This is a genomic window from Herbaspirillum sp. Her4 (assembly GCF_057961335.1).
Genome location: NZ_CM176330.1, coordinates 2,115,378 through 2,139,675, shown reverse-complemented (window position 1 = coordinate 2,139,675; position 24,298 = coordinate 2,115,378). Strand labels below are relative to the sequence as shown.

At 52.8% G+C, this 24,298-nt stretch carries 20 protein-coding genes and 2 pseudogenes; 18 read left to right on the top strand and 4 right to left on the bottom strand.

What is annotated here, in order from left to right; translation table 11 throughout:
* Positions 1 to 93 precede the first annotated feature (93 nt).
* The 7 genes and pseudogenes from ACWFUC_RS09740 to ACWFUC_RS09710 all read left to right on the top strand — a co-directional run bounded on the left by ACWFUC_RS09740 (position 94) and on the right by ACWFUC_RS09710 (position 9,597).
* Complete coding sequence (locus tag ACWFUC_RS09740; protein WP_489637578.1) at positions 94 to 2,088, top strand: hypothetical protein; 1,995 nt, start codon at positions 94 to 96, stop codon at positions 2,086 to 2,088.
* A 31-nt stretch (positions 2,089 to 2,119) separates the two neighbouring features.
* A pseudogene (locus tag ACWFUC_RS09735) lies at positions 2,120 to 2,722 on the top strand (IS256 family transposase); the annotation flags it as partial.
* A 1,286-nt stretch (positions 2,723 to 4,008) separates the two neighbouring features.
* Positions 4,009 to 4,377: a hypothetical protein gene (locus ACWFUC_RS09730; RefSeq protein WP_489637577.1), complete on the top strand. Its 369-nt coding sequence runs from the start codon at positions 4,009 to 4,011 to the stop codon at positions 4,375 to 4,377.
* A 23-nt stretch (positions 4,378 to 4,400) separates the two neighbouring features.
* Positions 4,401 to 5,768, top strand: a complete 1,368-nt coding sequence (locus tag ACWFUC_RS09725) for a protein kinase domain-containing protein (protein ID WP_489637576.1) — start codon at positions 4,401 to 4,403, stop codon at positions 5,766 to 5,768.
* Positions 5,768 to 6,925: an ATP-binding domain-containing protein gene (locus ACWFUC_RS09720; RefSeq protein WP_489637575.1), complete on the top strand. Its 1,158-nt coding sequence runs from the start codon at positions 5,768 to 5,770 to the stop codon at positions 6,923 to 6,925. Before ACWFUC_RS09725 ends, ACWFUC_RS09720 begins: the two co-directional genes overlap by 1 nt.
* Positions 6,922 to 8,256, top strand: coding sequence for a hypothetical protein (locus tag ACWFUC_RS09715; protein WP_489637574.1), 1,335 nt, complete (start codon positions 6,922 to 6,924; stop codon positions 8,254 to 8,256). The genes ACWFUC_RS09720 and ACWFUC_RS09715 overlap by 4 nt, the downstream gene beginning before the upstream one ends.
* A gap of 241 nt (positions 8,257 to 8,497) precedes the next feature.
* Positions 8,498 to 9,597, top strand: a protein-coding gene (locus ACWFUC_RS09710) for an IS3 family transposase (protein ID WP_489637573.1) whose coding sequence is annotated in 2 segments (ribosomal slippage) — positions 8,498 to 8,750 and positions 8,750 to 9,597 — 1,101 coding nt in all. Because the reading frame shifts where the segments join, the coding sequence is not laid out codon by codon here.
* A 93-nt stretch (positions 9,598 to 9,690) separates the two neighbouring features.
* Here the strand turns inward: ACWFUC_RS09710 and ACWFUC_RS09705 are convergent.
* On the bottom strand, positions 9,691 to 10,710 hold the full coding sequence (locus ACWFUC_RS09705; protein WP_489637572.1) for a hypothetical protein: 1,020 nt from the start codon (positions 10,708 to 10,710) through the stop codon (positions 9,691 to 9,693).
* Positions 10,711 to 11,361: 651 nt separating this feature from the next.
* Between ACWFUC_RS09705 and ACWFUC_RS09700 the strand changes: the two genes are divergently transcribed.
* The 8 genes and pseudogenes from ACWFUC_RS09700 to groL all read left to right on the top strand — a co-directional run bounded on the left by ACWFUC_RS09700 (position 11,362) and on the right by groL (position 19,044).
* Entirely contained in the window at positions 11,362 to 12,117 is a 756-nt protein-coding gene (locus ACWFUC_RS09700) for a TnsA endonuclease N-terminal domain-containing protein (protein ID WP_489637571.1), read from the top strand.
* Positions 12,038 to 13,993: a hypothetical protein gene (locus ACWFUC_RS09695; protein WP_489637570.1), complete on the top strand. Its 1,956-nt coding sequence runs from the start codon at positions 12,038 to 12,040 to the stop codon at positions 13,991 to 13,993. Before ACWFUC_RS09700 ends, ACWFUC_RS09695 begins: the two co-directional genes overlap by 80 nt.
* A gap of 10 nt (positions 13,994 to 14,003) precedes the next feature.
* Entirely contained in the window at positions 14,004 to 14,861 is an 858-nt protein-coding gene (locus ACWFUC_RS09690; protein WP_489637569.1) for a TniB family NTP-binding protein, read from the top strand.
* Positions 14,833 to 15,822, top strand: coding sequence for a TniQ family protein (locus ACWFUC_RS09685; RefSeq protein WP_489637568.1), 990 nt, complete (start codon positions 14,833 to 14,835; stop codon positions 15,820 to 15,822). Before ACWFUC_RS09690 ends, ACWFUC_RS09685 begins: the two co-directional genes overlap by 29 nt.
* A gap of 3 nt (positions 15,823 to 15,825) precedes the next feature.
* Positions 15,826 to 16,215, top strand: a pseudogene (locus ACWFUC_RS09680) (TniQ family protein); the annotation flags it as partial.
* Between the two features lie 36 nt (positions 16,216 to 16,251).
* Positions 16,252 to 16,725, top strand: coding sequence for a hypothetical protein (locus ACWFUC_RS09675; RefSeq protein WP_489637635.1), 474 nt, complete (start codon positions 16,252 to 16,254; stop codon positions 16,723 to 16,725).
* A gap of 235 nt (positions 16,726 to 16,960) precedes the next feature.
* Positions 16,961 to 17,251: a co-chaperone GroES gene (gene groES / locus ACWFUC_RS09670; RefSeq protein WP_008115200.1), complete on the top strand. Its 291-nt coding sequence runs from the start codon at positions 16,961 to 16,963 to the stop codon at positions 17,249 to 17,251.
* 143 nt (positions 17,252 to 17,394) lie between these two features.
* Complete coding sequence (gene groL / locus ACWFUC_RS09665) at positions 17,395 to 19,044, top strand: chaperonin GroEL (RefSeq protein WP_134221484.1); 1,650 nt, start codon at positions 17,395 to 17,397, stop codon at positions 19,042 to 19,044.
* A 253-nt stretch (positions 19,045 to 19,297) separates the two neighbouring features.
* Here the strand turns inward: groL and ACWFUC_RS09660 are convergent, their stop codons facing one another.
* The 3 genes from ACWFUC_RS09660 to ACWFUC_RS09650 form a co-directional block, all read right to left on the bottom strand.
* Positions 19,298 to 20,530, bottom strand: coding sequence for a porin (locus ACWFUC_RS09660; RefSeq protein WP_489624786.1), 1,233 nt, complete (start codon positions 20,528 to 20,530; stop codon positions 19,298 to 19,300).
* Positions 20,531 to 20,757: 227 nt separating this feature from the next.
* Entirely contained in the window at positions 20,758 to 21,015 is a 258-nt protein-coding gene (locus ACWFUC_RS09655; RefSeq protein WP_121044516.1) for a type II toxin-antitoxin system YoeB family toxin, read from the bottom strand.
* The gene (locus ACWFUC_RS09650) at positions 21,012 to 21,254 is read right to left on the bottom strand and encodes a type II toxin-antitoxin system Phd/YefM family antitoxin (protein ID WP_034333913.1); all 243 of its coding nucleotides are present in this window, start codon (positions 21,252 to 21,254) and stop codon (positions 21,012 to 21,014) included. Before ACWFUC_RS09650 ends, ACWFUC_RS09655 begins: the two co-directional genes overlap by 4 nt.
* Before the next feature lie 420 nt (positions 21,255 to 21,674).
* On the opposite strand from ACWFUC_RS09650, the gene ACWFUC_RS09645 reads away from it, so the two are divergent.
* The 3 genes from ACWFUC_RS09645 (at position 21,675) to ACWFUC_RS09635 (ending at position 24,216) form a co-directional block, all read left to right on the top strand.
* Positions 21,675 to 22,712 carry a methionine ABC transporter ATP-binding protein gene (locus tag ACWFUC_RS09645; RefSeq protein ID WP_489624785.1) on the top strand — a complete coding sequence of 346 codons (1,038 nt, stop codon included), beginning with the start codon at positions 21,675 to 21,677 and terminating at the stop codon, positions 22,710 to 22,712.
* On the top strand, positions 22,702 to 23,355 hold the full coding sequence (locus ACWFUC_RS09640; protein WP_034333917.1) for a methionine ABC transporter permease: 654 nt from the start codon (positions 22,702 to 22,704) through the stop codon (positions 23,353 to 23,355). Before ACWFUC_RS09645 ends, ACWFUC_RS09640 begins: the two co-directional genes overlap by 11 nt.
* A gap of 63 nt (positions 23,356 to 23,418) precedes the next feature.
* Positions 23,419 to 24,216 (top strand): MetQ/NlpA family ABC transporter substrate-binding protein, encoded by a 798-nt coding sequence (locus ACWFUC_RS09635; RefSeq protein WP_034333919.1) that lies wholly within the window; start codon positions 23,419 to 23,421, stop codon positions 24,214 to 24,216.
* Positions 24,217 to 24,298: the final 82 nt, after the last annotated feature.

Below are 24,298 nucleotides of genomic sequence, written 5' to 3'. Positions count from 1 at the left end.
GTCGGACACCGACATGCGGTCGTTCCACTTCTGTCGACTTTTCGATTGTTTTCGGCGGATACAATGTCGCATCATTCTTAAAAAGAGATTTGGATGTCCGATCTGCCTGATTCCGAAAATACCAACATTGAAGCGTTGCTGGCTGAGCTGAACGGCGACTACCGTATGTCAACGGCAATCGAGCTATTTGGCCAGATTAGCTGGGTCGCCGACCTGCCTGAGGCGCTAGTCGGTAAGTTCACACGTACGGTAGACGCTGCAGAAGCTTCTGCGATCTTGCAGGCCTGCGGTCAAAGCGAGCAGTGCGAGCTCCTGATGATCATGTTCTTTGAGAAAAGTAAAGGCTGGAACAACACTGAAGAATGGAAAGAACTTATCCAGAAGCTGATCGCGTACGAGTCGAGGAGCTTTGTCGATTTCTACGTAAAATATAGCGATAGCTACGGATACGGGGCAGTTCGGTACCGTAGAGAGCGCTTTGAAAAAATAAGAAATTTCGCATTCACCCAGATTACCCAGCACATCAAGGTTGCGGAAATTGAGCGCATGATGAATTGTTTGCTGGCCTCCAAATCTCCCGATGACTACCTCGACGAGCTGAATATTCTTGCAAAAGCAAATTGGAACGACGGTCGAATCAATCCGCTACTGAAATTAATGCAGGATAAGCCGCAGCAGTTATACGAGGCAATCTCCAAGTGGTGGGTCAATCAAATCGACCACTGCGTTGATAACCGTCGCAACGACGGCTGGGTCGCCGCTTTGGAGCGCACGTTTTCTCCCAATCGCCCTGATGTCATCAGTTATTTGGCGGGACATGGTGGCGGTTTCCTGTTGGTGCCTATCGGCTTCTTGGCCGGCGTGCATGCCAATACAATGCATGAGATCCAGGAGAAAATTGCAGAATACAGTGGCGGCCGTAACGTTCAAACCTTCATTGCCATGGCAGAACTGTGGCATACCCTGAAAAGCATCAATGAGTTTGGAGCGCCTTACAATGACCATGAAGTAGAGCTACTCGGATTGCGGAAACTGCTAATGCAGAGTGTGAACGAGCACCAGGAAATGTGGTTGCAGGCACTTCCACTGATGATGCGGTTGGCAATAAAAAGTCATATCAAGAGTGACGTCGTCACCGCCACCTGCGAGTTGGGCAAGCGGGCTCATGGTCAGCTGGTGAGCTTGGCTGCAGGAAAGGACCACGAGGTGGCAGCTTTGGCGCGCGGTATTCTTGCCATGATGGAAGGTATCGAGGATCCAAGCAGAACACATCTGACTTTGCTCGCTGACACCCTGGCCCAATACCAGGACGGTACGCCAAAATTCCCGTCGCCGCTGAGTCTGCGCTCTGCGACATGGATCAGCTCTGTGAGGTTCGAGGACCAACTTCGTAATGCAGTGAAAGCCTGCTGTTTAAAGTTCTCAGCTCACGTCTGCGACAATCACGGCAGTGTCGAGGAAGCGATGACAGCCACGCTACAACAGATGCTAATTGATCGACTATCTGCCGCCGGAAAGCCAAGAGCGGGAACGTTGTCGGAGTTCGCTGGGGCGCCGGAGCTCAAGCTACTGCAACGTGAGATTTCGAAGAATGTGGAGGAATCTGAGTACGGTTGCGATCTGGCATTTTTGGTAAAAGCATCAGCCCGTGATGTTTACTGGATGGAATGGGCAGATCTCGTTCAGGTTAAGAAGTCGCTCGTAATGAGCGATGCGGAGGCCACTGAGTTGTCGAGTGATAGCTGGAGCATCACGATCAAGCAGCTCAATACCCTGATTGGAAAGTCAGCGACGGCTGTGTACTTCTTGATCTGCGCCAAGGGAGAAATTCTTGTGGTGCCAGCACGGTTTCTGCTTGGCTTTGTACGTGGCAAGAAGGGATCAGAGAAAAATTTGACCCGAACTCTGGGCTACAACGACATCCGATCGGCAGCAATATCGTTAGAGCAGTATTTGATTGACCTATTGATAGGCCAATGGCTGGGGAGCAGCAGCCAGGATACTCTCGACTTTATCGGTGGCAATCAGAAATTAAAGCCGCGACTTGTGATTGAGGCTGTCATCGAGTTCGCTGCGCCACGTGGTTAATGGCGCACCGACATAAGGCGGCCGGGGTCGGCTAGCGCAAACGGAAGGCGCCAAGTTCTGGCTGCAGGTTGTCACTGAGCTGCGTAATCGGGGCGTGCAAGATATCTTCATCGCTTGCGTTGACGGCTTGAAGGGCTGCCCGGATGCCATCGAAGCTGTGTTCCCGAAGACCACGGTGCAGCTGTGTATCGTCCACATGGTCCGGCACAGCTTGAATTACGTCTCATGGAAACGACGTCCGGAGGTGGCGGCTGACCTAGGATTGATTTACCAGTCGGCAACCGCCCAAGAGGCCGAACTCCGACTCGGTGAATTCGAAGAGAAATGGAATGCAGAGTATCTGCCTATCGGCCAATCCTGGCGGCGCAACTGGCCCCGTCTGATTCCGTTCTTCGACTTCCCACCAGAGATTCGAAAGGTCATCTATACGACCAATGCCATCGAGTCAGTCAACATGAGTTTGCGCAAGCTGACTAAGAACCGGGGCTCGTTCCCCAGCGATGAGGCGCTGATTAAACTCTTCTTCCTAGCCCTGCGCAACATTAGTAAAAAGTGGACGCTGCCCAACCGAGATTGGAAAGCTGCACTGACTCGGTTTACTATCCAGTTCGGTGAACGTATCTCTACGAATTAAACGAAATCCCGTTTACACAAAAATTCGGACACGCCCCTTTGTGGATTCTGCGCACCAGGTACAGAGCGTTTATCTCTATACGCCGGCCCCCAAGCCACGTGGCGCTGCCATCCTACGTCGCCGGAATGCATACCAGCCTGCGGCGGCCCTGGCTTTCACGCGATTATGCAGGCTGGCGCATTCCTGACTTCGCCAAGGAGCAACGCAATTGATCGCAGGCCGGGACGGGCTTCACCGCTTCAAGAACGGTTATAACTCCGTCACCAGCCGATGCAGCGTCTCCGCCGTCTCAGCCGGTCGGGAGAGAAATGGCGAATGCTCGCTATCGATTTCCTTTACCCGGCTGCAGCCGGCACGCCCGGCCATGACCCGTTGCAGCACCGGATCCAGCAATGATTTTCATCTGAAGTCAACCTTCTGTAACTGGATATCGAGGCGCGGCGGATCGAACTGGATATCTGTTGTGTGGTACCCCCAGCAAAACTGCAATATTGGAACCCTGTGCGAGCAGCTCTTGGTAACTCTGTAAACTCAGCAGGACGTGAGTAGCGGCACTGCAGACGGTAATGAAGACAGGCCCATTTACGCAGGCTGCTTTCGCCCACCTCCTGTGCAAAATCTGTCCATTTGTATTTTTTTGCAGATATGACCTTCGCCAGATCTCACGAGCAAATTCCTATTTTGACGCTCAACCTAGCTGGAAACAGATTCATTTCCAAAGTGCAATTATCTCAGCTATTTTGCATGGCCATTTTAAACGGAAGCCAATGGCGTGAAGAGATCACTGGAGGATTCGCCACCCTATCTGCAAAAAGTAGGGACAGAGGAAAAATCAAAGACAATCCATCTGTTTTGTGGCTTGACAGAGAAGGAAGCCGACACTCTTGGTAGGGCTTTAAACAAGGCGGTAAAGAATTCAGCGTGGTTTGAATCGCGGAACGGGAATAGAGGGTCAATGCCATTCAGCATTGGACCAAAGTATTTCTTTAAAGAAACTAGAGCTTTAAAGAGAAAATCCTGAGTTTTCAAATATCCTTCGTCTTGTGGTGAAATTAGCCGATGCGGACACATTACAGACCATATCTCTTCAAGGTAAATTTGTGGTCAGCTGCAAGCTTCCCGCGATACGGGCGTCTTTGTGTTACACCAACCTTTAAATATCATTCCGGACTGAAATGATCTTAAAAACTCCAAAGCTTTTTCGAGCTCACTCGAAGAAATATCTAGCTGGTCAAGTCGGTTCGTTTTCTAACCCCAACATAAATCGAGCAAGAAAGCCGCGAGATATGCCCCTCAACGTACACAATGCGTTGACTGAGTGGTTCACGAATCGCTTTGGGGTAGATTACCGTGGTAGCTCTCTTTTTTGCACAGGTAATGCGTCAATCGCGGCTGGATACGTAACAGAAAGTTCTGCGCTTATCACCATCGAACCTCTCCAGGACTATTCGATTTGCTACAGTATGAAGTGCAAAGATTTGTTCGGTTATTATCAGTTCAATTGGACATCTTCAGACACAACTGCGGAGAGAATTCATTCGGACATGGACTCGTTGGGCTTTATTCACGAGAAGAACGGCGATCTGTTGGCAGCCGCAGCTAGTGGACATGAAGTAATGATTGTGGCTGAACGTTTTCGCTACAGCTTGGTTTAACTGCATCTCGGGGGGGATGGACAATGGATTTTGCTGAAGCAAAGCTGTTCGCAGACTCTCTATTGGCTAAAAAATTTGTTGCCAATTGGGAACTACTAGATTACGTCGCACATGGTAAATCTGCAGTAGTACTTCGCGCTCGTCGAGAACAATCAAATTCCATGATAAAGGTATTTCATCCGGGATTGATTGAGTCGTATGGGCGAGATGCACAGCTAATCAGAATAAATCGTGAACGAGAGCTTATTGGTAAGCATCACCCCAATATAGTTCGCATTCTCGACGCTGGAAATTGTGAAGCCACAGGCCATTTATACGTCGTAATGAATGTTGCAATAGGAAAGCCGTTATCGACGCAGCTCGCGACGATCCCCCGCGCCAGTATTGCAAAGCTAATCGAGCAACTAGCTCGTGCAGCCCAGCAGCTGGAGAACTGGGGGCTCACGCATCGAGATATAAAACCCGACAACATCCATGTAAACGAGGAATTAACGTCGATAACGTTGTTGGATTTCGGGGTTCTCAAGCCGCATGGGGACCACTCTGCGACCAGCTTGCAAGTGTCAAAGGCTTTTGTCGGAACGCACCAGTACAGCCCGCCAGAGATGATTCATGGAAAAGAAGAAGACACACTAAATGGTTGGCGAGCTATTACGTTTTATCAAATTGGAGCAGTCCTACATGACCTCATTGCTCAAAAACCGATTTTTGACTACGCAACGACTAGGCACGCCGATTTGGTAGCCGCTATTGATAACGACAATGTCGCAGTGACTGCGAAAGATGTCGACCCTCACCTTTGCAATTTGGCGAATCGATGTCTTGTAAAAACTCCGGCTGACAGGTTAGAACTCGTTCAGTGGAGTGACTTTATGTTTTCGGAGCATACATCTCAAAAAACATCACTGCAGTCTCGGACAGAAGCGATTAAGCGACAGCTTCGATTTGGAAAAATTCTGGCTGCGACCGATGTGTTCCAGGATGGCGAAGACCGGCGCTTAAAAGATATGCGTTTGTCAAATACGGTGCGATCTGCTCGGGCTCAATTCGACCAAGCACTTGCCGCTCTTGGCAACCTTATTCCTAACAGATTAACCTCTATTGACGGCGGTTCATATCCCAATCCTGCTATAACCTATACCTTCAGATCCATGTCCAACTTGGGACTTGACTCGTCATTTCGAATTCAAGTTAGCGTTGCCCTTAACGATGATCGCAGTATCGTCGATGTATATGCGCGCGCATCTAAGGGAGGTGCGGACAGTGAAATTGGATGGACCCACCTTGGGCCAACATTAGAGAGCTTTGAGAGCTTCGCTGATAATTTTCTAGAGTGGATGCTCACAATAATTGAAGAATTGCTTAGCCAACCTGTAGGAGGCATTCAATAATGTCGGGAACTTGGTGGGTTGAAGAGGGGGATCTGCTTGACGAACAACTTGAGGTCCTCGGGGTAGATCTTTCCGAAGATCTTATGCTTTCGGGGCCACCCGGAAGCGGAAAGACAAATCTTCTGCTGCTACGTGCAAATCATATGATTTTGGCTTCGCCAGATGCTGAGTTTTACATTATTTGCTTTACAAGTTTGCTGCAGAATTTTGTTCGCACAGGTGCAGGTCTCTATTCGTTCCCCGCAAACAGGATCATTACGCAGCAAAAACTGTTTGAGCAAGTTCTGAGTGACCATGGACTTCTTCCGGCAAGACGACCTAATGAATCTTATGCAGATCGAGATGCGGCATTGGGGGCAGCGATGTCAGCCATGATGACGACAGGAATGGGTAAAAATACTTATCCGATACTGTTTATCGATGAAGCGCAAGATTACTCAGACGAAGTCCTAGCGGCATTTAGGTATTTAGCAAGGAACTTATCGTGTGCAGCAGATTTGCGGCAAGGAATTTATGATGGAGGTGTGTCAGGCACATCTTGGTTAAAAGACCATCCTTGGAATAAGTCAATTTCATTGCAGTTTCATCACCGAGTCGCACCTGCCATCCTTGAGGTGGCAGACAAGATTATGGCCGGAAAACTTGGGCATACATCGATGCTTGAAACCCACCAGTATAAAGGCGACGACGGCACTATTGATATCGAGTCCGGCATCGAATGGGCAGATCAGTTCAAGCTTTTAATTCCGAAGCTTCTGAAGCAACTGGCGGTCTATCCAGGGCAGTTAATTGGGGTCCTGATTCCTTTGCGAAAGGACGTCGATAAAGTCTTTGAGACACTTTTTTCGAACCCGGGACTTAGTGCACATGTTACTAATGCGATGTCGCGTAACTTTAACCCAGCATCTCGTATATGGGTTAGCACTGTGCATTCGTCAAAAGGACTAGAGTTTCGATGCGTTCACATCCTTGCAGCGGATCAGTTCGCAGAATTTCGTGAGTACGAGAGAAGAGTCGCCTTCATGGCCATCACCAGAGCCAAAACCTCGCTGAGTATCTACCACGATAAACCTTTGCATCCGTTTTTTGCGTCGGCGCTTGCAAAGCCGAATAGCGAGAAAATTACAGTCAAGCGACTATTTGGAAAAAAGCCATGAAAGAGTTTCGAAGTATCAACATCGAAGCTAGCGAACTTATTCGCAGTTTTGGAAAAATTGGAGAATTGCGCACGCGCGCTCGCCCCATTGATAACAAAGATATTGGCAGTCTGCTTTCTGAAGATAAAGTACGCGCCGTGTGGTCAAATCGAGAAGGCCGGAAGTTAAGCATCCCTAATATTCTTATTGCTTCCGAGGACGTACTAACCAAATTTCTTCCGAGAATACTGGCGCTGCCCGGGGGCCCAACTCCCGTCACGGCCTACATGAAGGCATGGACAATAGAAGATTTCGAGAGCCGCAAATTCGATCTCAATACGCCACTTAGCGACGCTGCAGCGTTGGGATTTGTGGGGTTGATAATAGGAGAGCTCCTCACTACGTCTGGTAACGATGCCGATCTCCGCCAAATTGGTATGGATGGAGTGCGGCGTACGCTAGCGTTTGTCTGCGCTCATGCTGCAATGAGAGGTTGGCGAGAAAGTGGTCTAGAGACTATTGTTAAGCGTTGGCTGGAAGCGGCTATGCTCACTGGCAACAATGCCAACATTGAAGCTATGCTTGAAATTGCAAAGATAGGTATTTTCCTAGCGGAACTCTCGAGTGCCATCGAAACTGAGTCTATCTCGCCAACTATGCTGGCGCATCAAATTCAGTCTTTTCCTTTAGGGGGATACGACGGGAAACAGCCTGATTTTTTGCGAGACACACTCGCTGATATTGCAGAGAAAATTGTAAGGACTAGCAGTCGAGAACAGAGATTCGACATAGTGATGGAGATGCTTGCTAATTCGTCGCCCTACGGTAGGAATAGCCCATTAGAACAAGGATTTTTGATAAGTCTGATTGCACCAGGATCATTCGAATTTCTCGACCTGGCGAAAAATATCGACCCGAATGTCGGAGCAGTTGCTGCCGCGTACTGCGCATGCACAGCAATTCTGGGCAGCGATACCAGCTTAAGAGAATTCAATGGATTCGGTTGGAACATCCTAATAAGCGGCCTTCGACTAGATTTGGATGTTCCTGCAGATATATCAATTATTGAACTTCGCATTGTCAATAATTCGCGAAGAGATACACCGATCCTTTTTAGAACTCGGTCGCCCTGGCTTGTAGATGTCGAGCTTGCCCCACTGATAACGGGCAGTTTTGGAAATGTGGCGAAACGTCGAATTTCCCCACAAAAGCCTGATGAGGAGAGAATCGCTGCAGAACGAGAGCAGTTGCTTCTAGAGAACCTCGCAGTGGCCATGCGAGCATTGGAAGAAGCAAGTCAAGTGATTCACGGCGAGAAACGGCGGCAAAAAAACAAGGTAGGCTTGCGCTAGCTAAAGCGCTGACTTATTGTGAATTTTGTTGGCACTGGCCGAGGATGGCAATAAGAGACAGAGTGACCTATATAGCTCACCCAACTGCTCCCCCATTTTTCTGCTTGATTCTAACGAGGTTGGCCAAAACGGCCCTTTGTAAGCACCTTACTTGTTCATGAAGGTCTGAGCTCCTGACCTGAGACGAATTTTGTAGCCACCGGATAAGTGAGTTCTTTATGCTAACGCCAAGGAGAACTCAATGAAGAAGCGATTTACGGACGAACAGATCATCAGCATCTTGCGAGAAGCAGAGAGCAAGGAGATTGCGACGGTAGATCTGTGCAAGCGTCATAACATTACAGAGCAGACCTTTTACCGCTGGAGAAACAAGTTTGGCGGTATGGATGTCTCGGATGCCCGGCGGCTCAGAGAGCTTGAATCCGAGAACGACAAGCTCAAACGCATGGTGGCGGAGCAGCTGCTGGTGATTGATGGCTTGAAGGAGTTAAACCGAAAAAAATGATGACCTCCGCGGGTCGGCGCGAAGCGCTGGAAGTCCTTACTCGTCGGGGGCTGTCGCAACGCAAGGCATGTCGTTATCTGGAACTGAGCCGGCGGGTAGCGGGTTATCAGTTACTACAACCTGAAAAGGATCGGAGCCTGAAGCAGCAGCTCATCGCGGCATCGCAGGAGGTCCCTCGATTCGGCTATCGGCGTATGTCTGCCTGGCTGGCGTTGGGCGAGTCCCGAGTGCGACGGCTCTGGAGCGCGCTCAAACTGGGCATTCCGCGAAAGCGGCCTCGCAGGCGTCGATGCGGCAACGACATTCGGCTACCTGGAGCAACCAAGCCCAATTCGGTCTGGAGCTACGACTTTGTTCATGACCAGATGGTGGATGGACGCTCATTGAAGATGCTGTGCGTGATCGATGAATACACCCGGGAATGCCTGGCCATCGAAGTTGCTGCCAGTTTGCGCTCCCAGGATGTCATCCTGACGCTCTCGCGATTGATGCAGTTACATGGAAAGCCGGCCTACGTAAGGTCGGACAATGGCGCCGAGTTCACAGCGGCCAAGGTCATGCGCTGGCTGCGCGATGCCTCCTTTGGCCCCGCCTTCATTGCGTGCGGCAGTCCATGGCAGAACGGATTAGTGGAAAGCTTCAATGGCAAACTGCGTGACGAACTGCTTAACCGAGAGTGGTTCCGCAGCCGGGCAGAGGCAAAAGTGCTGATTGAAAGATGGCGTCAGTTCTACAACGAGCGCAGGCCGCATAGCGCACATCAGTACCAACCTCCAGCTACGGTCCGTCGAGCCTGGCTGGAATCGAATATGATCGACAACCGACTCACTGCCTGACTGGCTACAAATTACCGACGCAGGTCACGAGTCCTAAGCATGGCCGGACTCTCCTTATCAATAGCATTTTAAATTTCAAGTCGGACCAACTTTTCAGGCCTGGCCAGCATCCATGCATCTCTTAAGATAAGCCCACGCGGAATCTCTCTTATGTTGTCTCACGTTAAAGAAGCTTTTCTCGTCAGAATAATATCTATGCGTTTTGTCAGTACGTTCAACGATTGGATGAAGAAAACGCTCCATTAATTTCGCTACGTCATAATCACCAAACGCACTCCTTAACTTAAATAGACGTCTGTCCCAAGTAAGAGGGCATGTCACGCCAGCGCCATCTTCAAACTCCGCCGTCAACGTCAATATCCATGCCCCATAGATAAAGTGACGTCTATCGGAAATAAAGCTGTAGCCATCCCAACTAACCTTACAAAATACTCTACTGTCGTAGATGTCGAGTAGCTCATCTAAAATCCTTCGAGATCGAAAGTGCTCGCCGAGAATCAGCAGAACCTGATATACGCAATGGGCCATTTTAAAAGTCAGTCTCCGATTTCCTTGGAGTGAAGCTTCAACAAGCAATATGGTCAAGGCGGCAAGCGAGTTTAAGTCGGCGCGCGAAACCAATTTGCTCAAGAGCGAGGTAGAGACGATTTTGCGATTACTTTTGAACGCTTCGCTCACCGAAGACTTCTTAAAAAGAATTTTTTCCGTTTCGGCATCGAGTCTCAGTAGCCAACTATTGATCAGCTGGAAATCAGCCTCGGTTTCTTTGAGTACGTCCCAGAGCACAAATGTGATCTCAAAAGATGAACCAGGAACTAGAGATTCAACCTCGATAACTTTGCTCATCCGCGGAGTATTACTTCCTCGCGCATACTTTTGCCAATTGTTGGTGAAATTCCTACTCCCGTCACGGCTAGTCACGCGACCTTCAACGTGCTGCTCAACTCTATAAGCACTTTCCGCCTTGATAGCCGTTCGAACGCCATGGCACCAGTATACGGTGCGGATCACATCGACGGTGTCTCTTCGAGGTCCTGGAGGTGCCAGATTTGGCGTACTTTCAGATGCGTGAAAGTCTGTGAAAGATTTTAGTTTTTGAAATATATCAATCACTTAGACGCATCTCTCCAGGAAATACCATCCAAAAAACGGACAAAATTTTACCGCTGGTTTCTTGAAAACACATTGGGTACAGTACGACCGTGACATGTAGTGACGGAGCAGAAAGGTACGCGGTGCATACAGATGAATTGAGGACAGCTCTCGAAGATGAACTCACCCAGCGTTACGGCCCATTAGTATCGGGCGACGATTTGCGCATAACACTAGGGTATGCATCGCCAGAGGCATTTCGGCAAGCTTTCGCTCGTAGGACAATCCCAATACCTGTTTTTGCAATTCCCAATCGGAGAGGCAAGTTTGCTCTTGTCAAAGATGTTGCAAATTGGCTTGCTGATCAACGCGCCAATGCCAAATAGCCTAGTTTCACTACTTCAACTACTAGCAGAAAGGACAGCAACAATGAGCTGATTACATCCCACCAATGAACTTACGAGGATGTAGAAAGGAAAAAGCCCACGAGTTCGAGCTCGCGGGCTTTTTGGGGTACTTCTAGGATTACGTTCCTGCCTAAAGTATCCCTTCCCCCTCGTCGCATGTCAATAGCCACGTCAGTGCTGCTGTTGCATTCGCACGCCTACGTCCGTCTCCTTTTTACAAAACCACATTCACTCCAGCCCAGCGCTGGAGGGAAGAGGAGCAATTTTGTCAAAAAAGAACGAAAACCTCTCGGACGTATTGTCCTCAGACGGCCCAATCAAGCCGGTTAGAAATGTCGCGCATCGATCTACACACCGATCCGTCGGCATCCTTGCATGCTCCTGGATTCAGGGGCACGCGATCGAATACGAATCGCAGCTTGAACGCCGCTTTCTACTCCAGGCCCTGGTGATCCCGATGGTCCAGAGCATCAATCATCAGCCGTTTCGCCTCGAATATCTTGAGGACGGAAAGATGCACACCTACGTCCCAGACTTTTTCATCTGCCTAAAGGACGGAGCCAAAGTCGTTATCGAAATTAAACCTAGTAGATTCCTCAAAAGCCACCACCACAAGTTGGCCGAAGCGAAGCGAATCCTAGCCGAAAGGAATGTGCATTTTTTAGTGGTGACTGACAAAGAAATTGACAGCGGCATCAAGTTCGAGAATGCCAGCTTTCTACTGCGCTTTGCCCGCGGCTCAGCAAGCGAGAAATGCAAGCAGCGCTGCCTAGTGGCTCTAGGCGAGTCATCCGACGGTCTTCGGATCGAAGAGCTGGTGCAAAGAGCAGATGTTTCAGAGACCGACATTCTCCATTTCATAGGCCGCAGGGAACTCTCAATCGATCTTTCCGAGCCGATCAGCCAAGCCACCGCCGTCCATCTTCCTAAGAACGAACATCATGACTATCTACACTTTCTCAATTGGTTTAACACTTCGCCGGGACACGCAATTGCTGGAATTCAGGAGAATGCTGAGTGACACCGAGGTGCAATTTGAAGAACTACTAACCGGCCGAATTCATACATGGTCGTTAGCCCATGTCTATCGTGAGGTATTGGCAGGGAAACTTGTGGTTGTGAACGGCACACCTGTCGATTCGAAAGATGCCAACAAAGACGACGGACCGAAGCTCATTACAAGCACAGATAGTCTCCCGGATAAGTTTCGCAAAGAGATCGAGCGTAAGTACGCGTACATCAATGCAGCAAAAAAGCAAGGAATCAGCAGAGGTCAAAAGAGATTAATTGCCGATGTAATCTCAAAAGTAGCGGCAGAAAGGAATGAAACAGCTCCTTCAACATCTTGGGTGTGTGAAAACTGGCGGAAACTGGATCTGTCTAGCATGAACCCTCATGCAATGCTCTCGAAAAACCACCTACGTAAGCGTGACCGAAAAATTTCGACAACCACCTTAGAGTTGGTTCGGAAGGTCCTGCGTGCCGAATACTTCACTAGAGCTCGATATCCACTCAGCCGCGCTGTGTTGCTGGTGAATCGACAACTAAAAGCTCTCTCGAACACACACTCTGAGGTCAGTACTTCCACTGTCCGACGCATTGCCAATGAAGTGGATAAGTACCACCGCGACGCTGCCCGGCACGGAGTTGCCTATGCCCGCAACAAGTGGCGTTACTCAATGGGAGGGCCTAGGGCATCACGTGTTCTTGAGCGCGTGGAGGTAGATCACACGCAGCTTGATCTCGTGGTGATTTGTGATCGGTCCGGGCTCCCTATGGGACGTCCAACCATCACCATCGTAGTGGACTCCTACTCGGGGTATGTGATCGGCTTCTACATAAGCTTTTGGGGAACCGGTCTCGGCCCGACCTTAAATGCTCTAAAAATCGCAATCAGTCCAAAGCAGATATACACGGAAGGCGTTTCATTTCTGAAAAATCCATGGATGGGCTGCGGAATTTTTGAACTGGCAGTCGTCGACAACGGCCTGGAGTTCCACTCTCCACAGTTCAAGATGGCGGCCTGGCATTTGAATACCGACATTCAATATTGCGCCGTTCGCCAGCCCTGGCTCAAGCCGAAGGTCGAACGCGCACTTGGCGTTGTTTCGCAAAACCTGCCGGCGCAAGGGCGCGTTCATAAACCTGAGAACAATTATCTGCCACCTGATCCGAAAAAGACTGCTGCTATTACCTTTAGTCAGTTGTGCCAAGGACTACTCAAATTGTTCGTAGATGTCATGCCGATGGACGTCAATGAATATACGTTAGCGCAACCATTCCAAACCTTTAAAGAAGGATTTGAGCGCCTCCCCCCTCCGGAATTTTCGGCATCCGAGCAAGAGCTAGGGCTTATTAGCGCGCTGACGAAAAATCTTACCGTCGGAAATTCTGGGATTGAAAGTGCCTACCTGAAATACAACAGCATTGAGTTGCAACAGCTTCGGAGGCAAATTGGCCTGACCTTCAAGACACTGGTCAAGTACCAACCAGAAGACCTGAACTACGTATTTGTACAAGATCCTCGAAACGGAAAATGGCTTCGAGTTCCTAGCATCTACCCTGAGTACACCGAAGGCCTATCGGTAATTCAACACCGCGCAATTCGCTTGGCCAAGAAAAGCGAATTAAGAAAAAAAGACACGATTCTGGTACTGGGACAAGGAAAACTGGAAATGATTGATATGTACGAGGGATTCTTAAAAGGAAATTTAGGGAAGAAGAACATCAAAGCGGCGCAGCAGTTCGGATCATTGACGTCCTCTCAGACACTTCTATCCGCAGGCGATTTGAAAGCCACCGCATCTCGAGCGCCCGAGCAACTCGTAGAAGCCAAGGAGGGCTTGCCAATCCGTCCAGAAGATATTCCATTATTTTCGAGCATCCTACTTGATTGAAAGATCCCACATGAACCCCAAAAGCTTAGCCCACATCGCTCGTCAAGTGAACGCGACGCTCGTCATGCACCAGCAATTTCAGGAAGCATATGACGGCATCCTCGAGCTTATTTACCTCAATAGTCTTTCCGACGTCAGCTTTGGCGGCGTAGTTATTGCGCCGTCCGGATGTGGAAAATCTTCGCTCATCAAACTTGTGCAACAAGGTCTTGCAACTGACTCTCGAGTACCTACCGGCTCTATGTGCCTTACTGTTTCCGCGGGAGCGAACACGTCCGTTGGTCAGTTGGTGTCAGGTTTGATGAAGCAACTTGGATATCAAACAGTCGTTCGCACTTCGACGATCGCAGATCAAAGCGCATTACTCGCAACAACTTTAAAGGAGCGCAAGGTTGTTGCGGTCTTCATCGATGAATCACAGCATATCTCTCGCGGAAGACGAACTCTTTCAGCAGCGGCCATCACTGACTGGATCAAAGTGCTCAGAGATAGTGCTGGAATCGTGATTGTGATGATGGGAACCAGGGAGTTCATTCCTTTGGGCGACAGCAACGATCAACTAGCGTCGAGAGCTCCAGCCACCTTCACGATGTCTGAATTTAAGCATGACGCATCATGGTCCGGTCTTCTTCTGAGAATTGCTCAAGAGGTCAGCTCCTTTGACTTCATGCCGGTAACGACCTTCACGAAACAACTTCATAAGATGACCAACGGCGTTCCACGAACGTTAAAGCAGATATTGATTGCCAGTGCAGCATCAGGACTTAAGTCCAAAAAGACCTCCCTCGATCAGGATTGCCTGAAAGAAGGGTTCCACTCCGTTTTCGGAAACAGCACTGATGCGGAGAATATCTTTGGGCCTGCGTGATTTCCTCCCAATGCCGAGACAAAGCTCACCAGAACCTGATGAGGCTCTGATGGGCTTTGTACTCCGCATGGCGAATGCAAACGCCGTCCAGGGTATCCATTGGCTTTATCAGCGACTGGGAAGAGACAAACTAAATCGATTCAAGTTCGAAGATTGTCGAGACATTGCGTACACATTCGGAAGCTCTGTGGAGAAAATAGAACGTGCAATGTGGAGACGCCGGCATCAAGATGGGATGCCGTTCCATACCTTGGATACGATCATTATCAGGAAACCATATCTGATACGTCCGCTTCGGCCACAGATATGCGCCAAGTGTCTCGATGAGAGCGGCTACTGCCGTCAAACCTGGGACTTTCAGTTTGTGTGTGCCTGCCCCAACCACAACTGCACACTAATTGATCGGTGCCCACGGTGCCGCCGCTATATTCAATGGATGCGTCCTTCACTATTGAGTTGCAATTGTGGCGCCGCGTGGACAGGTGTTGAGCCAGAATCTCTCCTCCCTTTGAAAGCCAGTGTTCGCGTAGCATCACTCGTTCAAAGCAAACTGAGCTCAGATAGTGCGACTTTTCTCCCCCAGGATCCGCTGGAGTCAGCGCTCTCGAATCTCAGCCTTGATGCTATCTCCAAATTGGTTTGGATCTTCGGTTTCAAAGAGCATATTGACAGTCATATAGGGACTGGCCGTAGCCAGCAGATCTTCAGGACTGAAGATGCTACTCGATGTATTGAGCGCGGATATGCCCGGCTAAGAGAGTTTTGTCGTGCGGCCGCTAGCGATCAGGTAAGTACAACAATCGATTCAGTCCACATGCCAGCACTGAAAGTCTTTGTACAAGAAGCCGACTCAACTGCTGATATTCGATTCGCGGAATGGCTATCTTTGCAGGCTCTCCGCCAGTCGGCAGGAAAGTACAAGTTGAGTAGAGCAGGGCATCGGCAGCTCCACCTCTTCTAATTTATGCATCTATTTTTTCCAGGTGTTGATCCACCTTTTCCGACTGAAACACTTGCTTCTTTGACGCAGCGAATAGCTCAGCGACACGACATCAGCTTTCTCCAGTTTCACAAAATATTCGAGACGACAAAGGATCCGGACATGGACTTCTGCATGACCGCAAAGCAGCTCGATATTTTTGGTGAGCGGTGCCGTATTTCACATAGCGTTCTTGAGGTGATCCGAAGAAGTTGTTGCCGCTTTGTCGAGCAACCTTATTTGAAAGACCTCTTACTACGCCGGAAGTGTGACGATATCGACTACAGATTTTGCCCACATTGCTGGCGAGGTGACCATACACCGTATCTTCGGCTTGATTGGCGATTTCGAGATATCACTCTGTGTCGGATACACGGAGAACCACTTGAAGACAGATGCACATCATGCTCAATGCCACTAGCCACGCATCGTCCAATCCTCGGAGGCAGCTTTCATCCACCTCCTGTGCAAAATCTGGCCATTTGTTTTTTTTGCAGATATGACCTTCGCCAGGTCTCACGAGCAAATTCCTCTTTTGATGCTCAGCCCAGCTGGAAACAGGTTCATTTCCAAAATGCAATTATCTCAGCCATTTTGCACGGCCATTTCCAAACGGAAGCAGATGGCGTGAAGAGATCACTGGAGGATTTGCCGGCCTATCTGCAAAAAGTAGGGATGGAAGAAAAATCCAAGAAAGTCCATTTGTTTGCCGGCTTAACTGAGAAAGAAGCCAAGACTCTTGGTAGGGCTTTAAACAAGGCGGTACGAGATGCAACGTGGGTAGAACCCCGAAACGGAGAAAAATTATCAATGCCACACAGCATTGAGGTAAAACGTTTCTTTATGGAAATTCGTGCTTCCAACGGAAAATCCAGAGTTAAGTGACAAAAATCCTGACTTAGATGATTTCCGACAGCAGACCAGGCGCGCAAACACGGCAATTGACGCCTTGAAAATTCCCCAACCCATCCCTATACTTAGCACTCGTCACGGCAGAGTGCTAACAGCGCCGCCGGGCGCAATCCCCTTTTTCATGCGGTGACGTCTGCTGCATTTGGAAGAAAACCGTTGCAGGCATCGCCGCAATCAATGCTAACTTATTGAAAATTAAGGAGTTCTCATGAATCTTCGCCCTTTGCACGATCGCGTTATCGTCAAGCGCCTCGACCAGGAAACCAAGACTGCTTCCGGTATCGTTCTGCCTGACGCAGCGACCGAAAAGCCGGACCAAGGCGAAGTCCTGGCCGTCGGCAACGGCAAGATCCTGGAAGATGGCAAGGTCCGCCAACTGGCCGTGAAGGTCGGCGACCGCGTTCTGTTCGGCAAGTACTCCGGCCAGGCCGTGAAGATCGATGGCCAGGAACTGCTGGTCATGCGCGAAGAAGACCTGTTCGCCGTCGTCGAGAAGTAATTCGGCATCCGGCCTTCCTTTTCCTTCTATATAGATAGAGAAAACGTGAAGGCCATCGGCAACAAGACAGCAGCCGGTGCTCCCTGAATCTTCAGGCCCGAGCCCGGCGACATGAACTGAACCGAATTTCTGGAGAATCCAACATGGCAGCAAAGCAAGTTATTTTCGGCGATGAAGCACGCGCCAAGGTCGTCAACGGCGTCAACATCCTGGCCAACGCAGTCAAGGTCACCCTGGGCCCCAAGGGACGCAACGTCGTGCTGGAGCGCAGCTTCGGCGCCCCGACCGTGACCAAGGACGGCGTTTCCGTCGCCAAGGAAATCGAACTGAAGGACAAGCTGGAAAACATGGGTGCCCAGCTGGTCAAGGAAGTCGCTTCCAAGACCTCCGACAACGCCGGTGACGGTACCACCACCGCAACCGTGCTGGCTCAAGCCATCGTGCGCGAAGGCTTCAAGTACGTCGCCGCCGGCTTCAACCCGACCGACCTGAAGCGCGGTATCGACAAGGCTGTCACCGCCATCGTCGGTGAAGTGAAGAACCTGGCCAAGCCCACCACCACCTCCAAGGAAATCGCTCAAGTCGGCTCGATCTCGGCCAATTCCGACGCGGACATCGGCGACATCATCGCCAAGGCCATGGAAAAGGTCGGCAAGGAAGGCGTCATCACCGTGGAAGACGGCAAGTCGCTGGAAAACGAACTGGACATCGTCGAAGGTATGCAATTCGACCGTGGCTACCTGTCGCCGTACTTCATCAACAACCAAGAGAAGCAGATCGTCGCTCTGGACAATCCCTTCATCCTGCTGTTCGACAAGAAGATCTCCAACATCCGTGACCTGCTGCCGGTGCTGGAACAAGTCGCCAAGGCTGGCCGTCCGCTGCTGATCGTGGCTGAAGACGTCGAAGGCGAAGCCCTGGCTACCCTGGTGGTCAACAACATCCGTGGCATCCTGAAGACCGCTGCCGTCAAGGCTCCTGGTTTCGGCGACCGCCGCAAGGCCATGCTGGAAGACATCGCCATCCTGACCGGCGGCCAAGTGATCGCCGAAGAAGTCGGCCTGACCCTGGAAAAGGCTACCTTGGCTGAACTGGGCCAAGCCAAACGCGTTGAAATCGGCAAGGAAAACACCACCATCATCGACGGCAACGGCGAAGCCGCTGGCATCGAAGCTCGCGTGGCAATGATCCGCACCCAGATCGGCGAAGCGACCTCCGACTACGACCGTGAAAAGCTGCAAGAGCGCGTGGCCAAGCTGGCCGGCGGTGTTGCACTGATCAAGGTTGGCGCTGCCACCGAAGTCGAAATGAAGGAAAAGAAGGCCCGCGTCGAAGACGCCCTGCACGCTACCCGCGCTGCTGTTGAAGAAGGCGTCGTGCCTGGCGGTGGCGTTGCCCTGCTGCGCGCTCGCGCCAACGTCAAGGACCTGAAGGGTGACAATCCGGATCAGGAAGCCGGTATCAAGATCGTGCTGCGCGCCATCGAAGAGCCGCTGCGCCAGATCGTCTTCAACGCCGGCGACGAGCCGTCGGTGGTGGTGAACAAGGTGCTGGAAGGTTCGGGCAACTTCGGCTACAACGCCTCCAACGGCACCTACGGTGACCTGGTGGAACTGGGCGTGCTGGATCCGGCCAAGGTGACCCGTTCGGCTCTGCAAAACGCTGCCTCCGTGGCCAGCCTGATCCTGACCACCGACGCCCTGGTGGCCGAAGTGACCGAGGACAAGCCGGCCGGCATGCCTGGCGGCATGGGTGGTATGGGCGGCATGGGCGGCATGGACGGCATGATGTAATTGGCCTTCCGGCTGCGGGCCATGCGTCGCATGGCCTGTGCTGCAAGTAAAAAACCCGCATCAGCGATGATGCGGGTTTTTTGTTGGGCGGCGATCGGAGCGGATCCGGAATGCAAGGCCTCCTCGCCGAGTTCGCGCAATTGAGTTGACCGAGCATCGACCTCACAAAGGTTTCTGCATAAAAAAAGACCCGCATCCTTGCAGATGCGGGCCAAAACATCGGGCTCCCACGAGCCCGATGCAGTGCCAGAACTTAGAAGGTGTGGATCAGGCCGGCGTTGATGCCGGTCTGGCTGCGATCCAGGCCAGGTTCGCGATCCTTGCCCAGACCGACGCTGTACATGTCGGACGAACGCAGATTGCGGATGACCGCATAGGTGGAAGTACGCTTGGACAGGTCATACTTGGCACCCAGGTTCAGCTGCAGGAGACGGCCATCGGCGCTGCGAGCGAACTTGGCGCGGGTGTACTGCAGGCTGCTGATCAGCGCCAGGTTCGTCGAGATCTTGTAATTCACGCCGACATCCAGAGTGCTGCTGGATTCATGGTTGGCACCGCCGATGAGGAAATCGCCATCGTCAGGCATGTCATAGTAAGGCTTGGCACCAGGGGCCTTGGGATGCGCCAGCGAACGGAAGCTGTAGTCATGCTTGGGATTGAAGGCGATCTGCGACGGCACCTTGGCCAGCGGCAGGCTCAGGCGGGAGTAGGAACCATAAACCTTGGCCGGACCAAACTGATAGGCCGCTGCCAGCGTCCAGGTCTTCAGGCAGGTATCGCCCGCCTTGTCCTTGCCCGCCTCTGCCCCATTGCAGGCGGAGGCGCCGTTGACGTCACTGGAGCCAGCCCCCATCTTGCTTTGGAAATAGCCCAGGCCCAGGGTCAGCGGACCATTGGCGTAAGTACCGCCCAGGCCGAAGGACTGGCCGGCACCGGTATTGCCGGCTTGCTCACCGAAGCCATAGATAACGCTACCACTGAAGCCGCCGAAGTTCGGGGTGTTGTAGCGAATGGAATTGTTGACGCGCTCGCCGTTGGTGCGGTCCAGGTTCTGCGAGTGGACACGGCTGACCACGCCGCCAAAGTCACCAGCCGAGCTGATGGCGCCGATCTCGCCCAGGATGTCGTTCTGACGGCCGACCAGCACCGTACCAAAGTTGCCCGACAGCCCCACGGTCGCCTGACGGCCCCACAGCAGCTTGCCCTGGCCCGCCTCGCCGGTATCGACACTGAAACCGTTCTCGATGGTGAACAGCGCCTTGATACCGCCGCCCAGGTCTTCCACGCCCTTGACGCCCAGGCGCGAACCCTTCATCAGGCCGGAATCGAGCGCCATCTGGCCGCCCGTATCCTTGCCGCCGGTGGAGATCTTGTTGGTGTAGGACAGGCTGGCGTCGACCGCACCGTAGATGGTCACGCTGCTCTGCGCGTGCGCCGCGCTGCCGAAGGCAGCCAGCACGGCCAGGGCCAGGATGGACTTTTTCATAGAGTACTCCGTAGTGGTTTGATTGCTGTTGATTGGAGGGTGGACATCACCTTGCGACGAGGGCACCACCCAGGCTTCCGAAAGAAACATCAAGAAGTCACGGCAAATCTAAACCGACTTTTATTTCTCAAATGAATCATTCCTTGAATTGCTATGCTTTATAAGACTTTTCTGTCGTTTTATAGCAACCAATGTCGCGCATAGAGGTCAGTGTATTTTGTTGTCCATCAGTAATGAAACCGACACTGATGAATCACCAGCCTGCCCGCCACCAACTCGATGACGAGCCGGTGTTCACCCTGCACGCGCACCGCGTAAAGTCCAGGCAAGCGCAGGGGCAAGGCCACCCGGCGGGCCGATGGAATGCAAGCTCCTTCACTTAGTCGTCGCATCAAATGAAGTAATTGACGTGCAACCCGGCGGTCATGGCGACGCCACCAGGCCAGGTCCTCGCGCGCCAGCGGGGTCATCCAGAGCGGGGTCAAGGCTGCTCCTTCAGCGGCAGCAGTTCGGCGCGCAGCTGCAACAGGCTGCACAGCAGGCGTTCGGCATTGAGATCGTTGCCCAGCAGGTGCAGGGCTTCCTGCACTCCGCGCCAGACCGGTTCGCGCACCAGCACCAGGTTGTCGGCACCCGCTCGGGTGAGGATGACTTCATCGATATCGGCCAGCTCCAGCAGCGCGTCGAGGCGCTCGGCCAGGTCAGTGACAGGAAAGGCATACATGGGGAGGATTCCGGGGCTGGATCCGGCGCGCTGCAGCACGCCGGACAAAAAATTCAGGAAGATAAGCCCTGGCACCGTCACGGACGGCATTCAGTGAAAAAATGAGGTGAACGACAAAACTTATTCGACACCTTTCTCGCTCAACATCGAGTCAAGGTCGTCTCCCGGGACCGGGCCCACTGTGCAAATCGCCCCGCAAAGCCGCTCTGCACGCGGGTTCCCGCCGCATGCTAAGACGCGCCGGTTATATGCATAGGCGAAAATTTATTTTCCCTATATAACCTTGCCGCCTTAAAATAGCGCCTTCTTATAAAAATATTGATGGCAGTGGAGACCTGAGGTCCTGACCCGCCCGCAGCGTCCCACGATGCCGCGCTGGCGTCGGCACCCGGGGGCCCGCTGCCATTCTTCTTTTCCATCATGATCGAAATACAAGCTGTCACCCAGCGGTTCGGCAATGTCGAAGCGGTGCGCAATGTCGATTTGTCGATCCGCAAGGGCGAGATCTTCGGCATCATCGGCCGCAGCGGCGCGGGCAAGAGCACCCTGGTGCGCACCCTGAACCTGCTGAATCGTCCCACTTCCGGACGTATCGTCCTCGATGGCCAGGACCTGACCTCGCTGTCGTCCTCCCAACTGCGCGAAGCGCGCCGTGGCATCGGCATGATCTTCCAGCACTTCAACCTGCTCTCCTCGCGCAGCGTCTACGACAACATCGCGCTGCCGCTGGAACTGGCCGGCAAGAGCAAGCCGGAGATCGCCGCCAAGGTCGAACCCTTGCTGGAGCTGGTGGGCCTGACCGCCCTGCGCGACCGCTATCCGGCACAGATTTCCGGCGGCCAGAAGCAGCGCGTGGGCATCGCCCGCGCCCTGGCCAACGATCCCAAGGTCCTGCTCTCGGACGAAGCCACCTCGGCGCTGGACCCGGAAACCACCCGCTCCATCCTCGAACTGCTGCGCAAGATCAACAAGGAGCTGGGCCTGACCATCGTGCTGATCACGCACCAGATGGAAGTCATCAAGCAGATCTGCGACCGCGTGGCCGTGATGGAAGCCGGCCAGGTGATCGAACAGGGCGAAGTGCTGGAGGTGTTCCGCCAGCCGCGCCATGAAGTCACCCGCGCGCTGATCGGCGACGTCATCGCCCACGAGCTGCCCAAGGGCGTGCTGGCGCGCCTGCGCGAGCGCCTGGCGCGTGCCGACGCCGGCCAGGGCACCGACCACCTGTTCCGCTTCGCCTTCACCGGCAACGATGTGGACCAGCCGCACCTGTCGGAAGCGGTGCGCCGCTTCAACCTGAATTTCAACATCCTGCACGGCCAGATCGACGAGATCCAGGGCCAGGCATTCGGTTCGCTGGCGATCCTCGCCAACGGTACCCAGGACAACATCAACCAGGCCATGCAATACCTGCGCGATCAGGGCGTGGTCGTCGAGGAGCTCAACCATGTCATCTGAACTGATCGATCTGTTCGTCAGCTCCTTCGGCGAGACGCTGATGATGGTGGTGATCTCGGGCGTGGTCGGCTCACTGCTCGGCATTCCGCTCGGCATCGCCCTGCACATCACCGAATCCAAGGGCGTGCTGCCCAACGTCGCCTTCAACCGCATCGCCGGCCTGCTGGTCAATGCGGTGCGCTCGACGCCCTTCATCATCCTGCTGGTGGCGGTGATCCCGATGACGCGCTTCTTCGTGGGCACCTCCATCGGCACGGCCGCTGCCATCGTGCCCCTGACCATCGCCGCCGCGCCCTTCATTGCGCGCCTGGTCGAGACCGCCCTGCGCGAAGTCGATCACGGCCTGGTGGAAGCGGCGCAAGCCATGGGTGCGACCACCTGGCAAATCATTTACAAGGTCTTGGTGCCTGAAGCATTTGCTGGTATCGTCGCCGGTCTCACGATCACCTTCGTCAGCCTGGTCGGTTATTCGGCCATGGCCGGTGCCATCGGTGGCGGCGGCCTGGGCGACCTGGGCATCCGCTACGGCTACCAGCGCTTCCTGCCGGAAGTGATGCTGGCCGTGGTGCTGATCCTGATCGTGTTCGTCCAGCTGGTGCAATCCCTGGGAGACCTGCTGGTCCGCAAGCTCAGCCACCGCTGAGCGCATTCACTACAAAAAAACGGCAGCTATCCGCTGCCCACCTCAAAGCTCGAAAGGAAAGTCATGAAGCGTCGTCAGTTGATTCAATTCATCGCAGGCCTGGGCCTGGCCGCCGGCCTGGCCTGTGCTCCCGCCATGGCCGAAGACCAGATCAAGATGGGCGTGACCGCCGGTCCGCACGCCGAGATCATGGAACAGGTCAAGAAGCTGCTGGAAAAAGACGGCGTGCAGATGAAGGTCATCGAATTCACCGACTACATCCAGCCCAACGCCGCGCTGGCCGCCGGCGACCTGGACGCCAACTCCTACCAGCACCAGCCCTACCTGGATGCGCAGATCAAGGACCGTGGCTACAAGTTCGTGAGCGTGGGCAGCACCATCACCTTCCCGATGGGCGTGTACTCCAAGAAGATCAAGTCGCTCAACGACCTGAAACAAGGTGCACGCGTGGGCGTGCCCAACGATCCGACCAACGGCGGCCGCGCCCTGCTGGTGCTGCAAGCCAAGGGCGTGATCAAGCTGAAAGCCGATGCCGGCCTGAAGGCAACCCCGTTGGACATCGTGGAAAACCCCAAGAAGATCAAGATCATCGAACTGGATGCCGCCCAGCTGCCGCGTTCGCTGGATGACTTCGATGCTGCCGTCATCAACGGCAACTACGCTGAATCGGCCGGCCTGTCGCCGACCAAGGATGCGATTGCCGTGGAAGCCTCCACCGGTCCCTACGCCAACGTGATCGCCGTGCGTATCGCCGACAAGGACAAGCCTTGGGTCGCCAAGCTGGTCAAGGCTTACCACAGCCCGGAAGTGAAGAAGTTCGTGCTGGAAAAGTACAAGGGTTCCGTGATCACTTCCTGGTAATCCGCAACGCCTGACTTGCCTGCATCAAGGAAAAGGCCAGCTCATCGAGCTGGCCTTTTTCATTGGGCGGGAATTTTCCGCC

What these genes read in the sequence shown, in the direction of transcription:
- ACWFUC_RS09740 (WP_489637578.1), top strand. Translation starts at nt 94, where the DNA reads ATGTCCGATCTGCCTGATTCCGAAAATACCAACATTGAAGCGTTGCTG.
- ACWFUC_RS09730 (WP_489637577.1), top strand. Translation starts at nt 4,009, where the DNA reads ATGCCCCTCAACGTACACAATGCGTTGACTGAGTGGTTCACGAATCGC.
- ACWFUC_RS09725 (WP_489637576.1), top strand. Translation starts at nt 4,401, where the DNA reads ATGGATTTTGCTGAAGCAAAGCTGTTCGCAGACTCTCTATTGGCTAAA.
- ACWFUC_RS09720 (WP_489637575.1), top strand. Translation starts at nt 5,768, where the DNA reads ATGTCGGGAACTTGGTGGGTTGAAGAGGGGGATCTGCTTGACGAACAA.
- ACWFUC_RS09715 (WP_489637574.1), top strand. Translation starts at nt 6,922, where the DNA reads ATGAAAGAGTTTCGAAGTATCAACATCGAAGCTAGCGAACTTATTCGC.
- ACWFUC_RS09695 (WP_489637570.1), top strand. Translation starts at nt 12,038, where the DNA reads ATGACTATCTACACTTTCTCAATTGGTTTAACACTTCGCCGGGACACG.
- ACWFUC_RS09690 (WP_489637569.1), top strand. Translation starts at nt 14,004, where the DNA reads ATGAACCCCAAAAGCTTAGCCCACATCGCTCGTCAAGTGAACGCGACG.
- ACWFUC_RS09685 (WP_489637568.1), top strand. Translation starts at nt 14,833, where the DNA reads ATGCGGAGAATATCTTTGGGCCTGCGTGATTTCCTCCCAATGCCGAGA.
- ACWFUC_RS09675 (WP_489637635.1), top strand. Translation starts at nt 16,252, where the DNA reads ATGCCACTAGCCACGCATCGTCCAATCCTCGGAGGCAGCTTTCATCCA.
- groES (WP_008115200.1), top strand. Translation starts at nt 16,961, where the DNA reads ATGAATCTTCGCCCTTTGCACGATCGCGTTATCGTCAAGCGCCTCGAC.
- groL (WP_134221484.1), top strand. Translation starts at nt 17,395, where the DNA reads ATGGCAGCAAAGCAAGTTATTTTCGGCGATGAAGCACGCGCCAAGGTC.
- ACWFUC_RS09660 (WP_489624786.1), bottom strand. Translation starts at nt 20,530, where the DNA reads ATGAAAAAGTCCATCCTGGCCCTGGCCGTGCTGGCTGCCTTCGGCAGC.
- ACWFUC_RS09650 (WP_034333913.1), bottom strand. Translation starts at nt 21,254, where the DNA reads ATGTATGCCTTTCCTGTCACTGACCTGGCCGAGCGCCTCGACGCGCTG.
- ACWFUC_RS09645 (WP_489624785.1), top strand. Translation starts at nt 21,675, where the DNA reads ATGATCGAAATACAAGCTGTCACCCAGCGGTTCGGCAATGTCGAAGCG.
- ACWFUC_RS09640 (WP_034333917.1), top strand. Translation starts at nt 22,702, where the DNA reads ATGTCATCTGAACTGATCGATCTGTTCGTCAGCTCCTTCGGCGAGACG.
- ACWFUC_RS09635 (WP_034333919.1), top strand. Translation starts at nt 23,419, where the DNA reads ATGAAGCGTCGTCAGTTGATTCAATTCATCGCAGGCCTGGGCCTGGCC.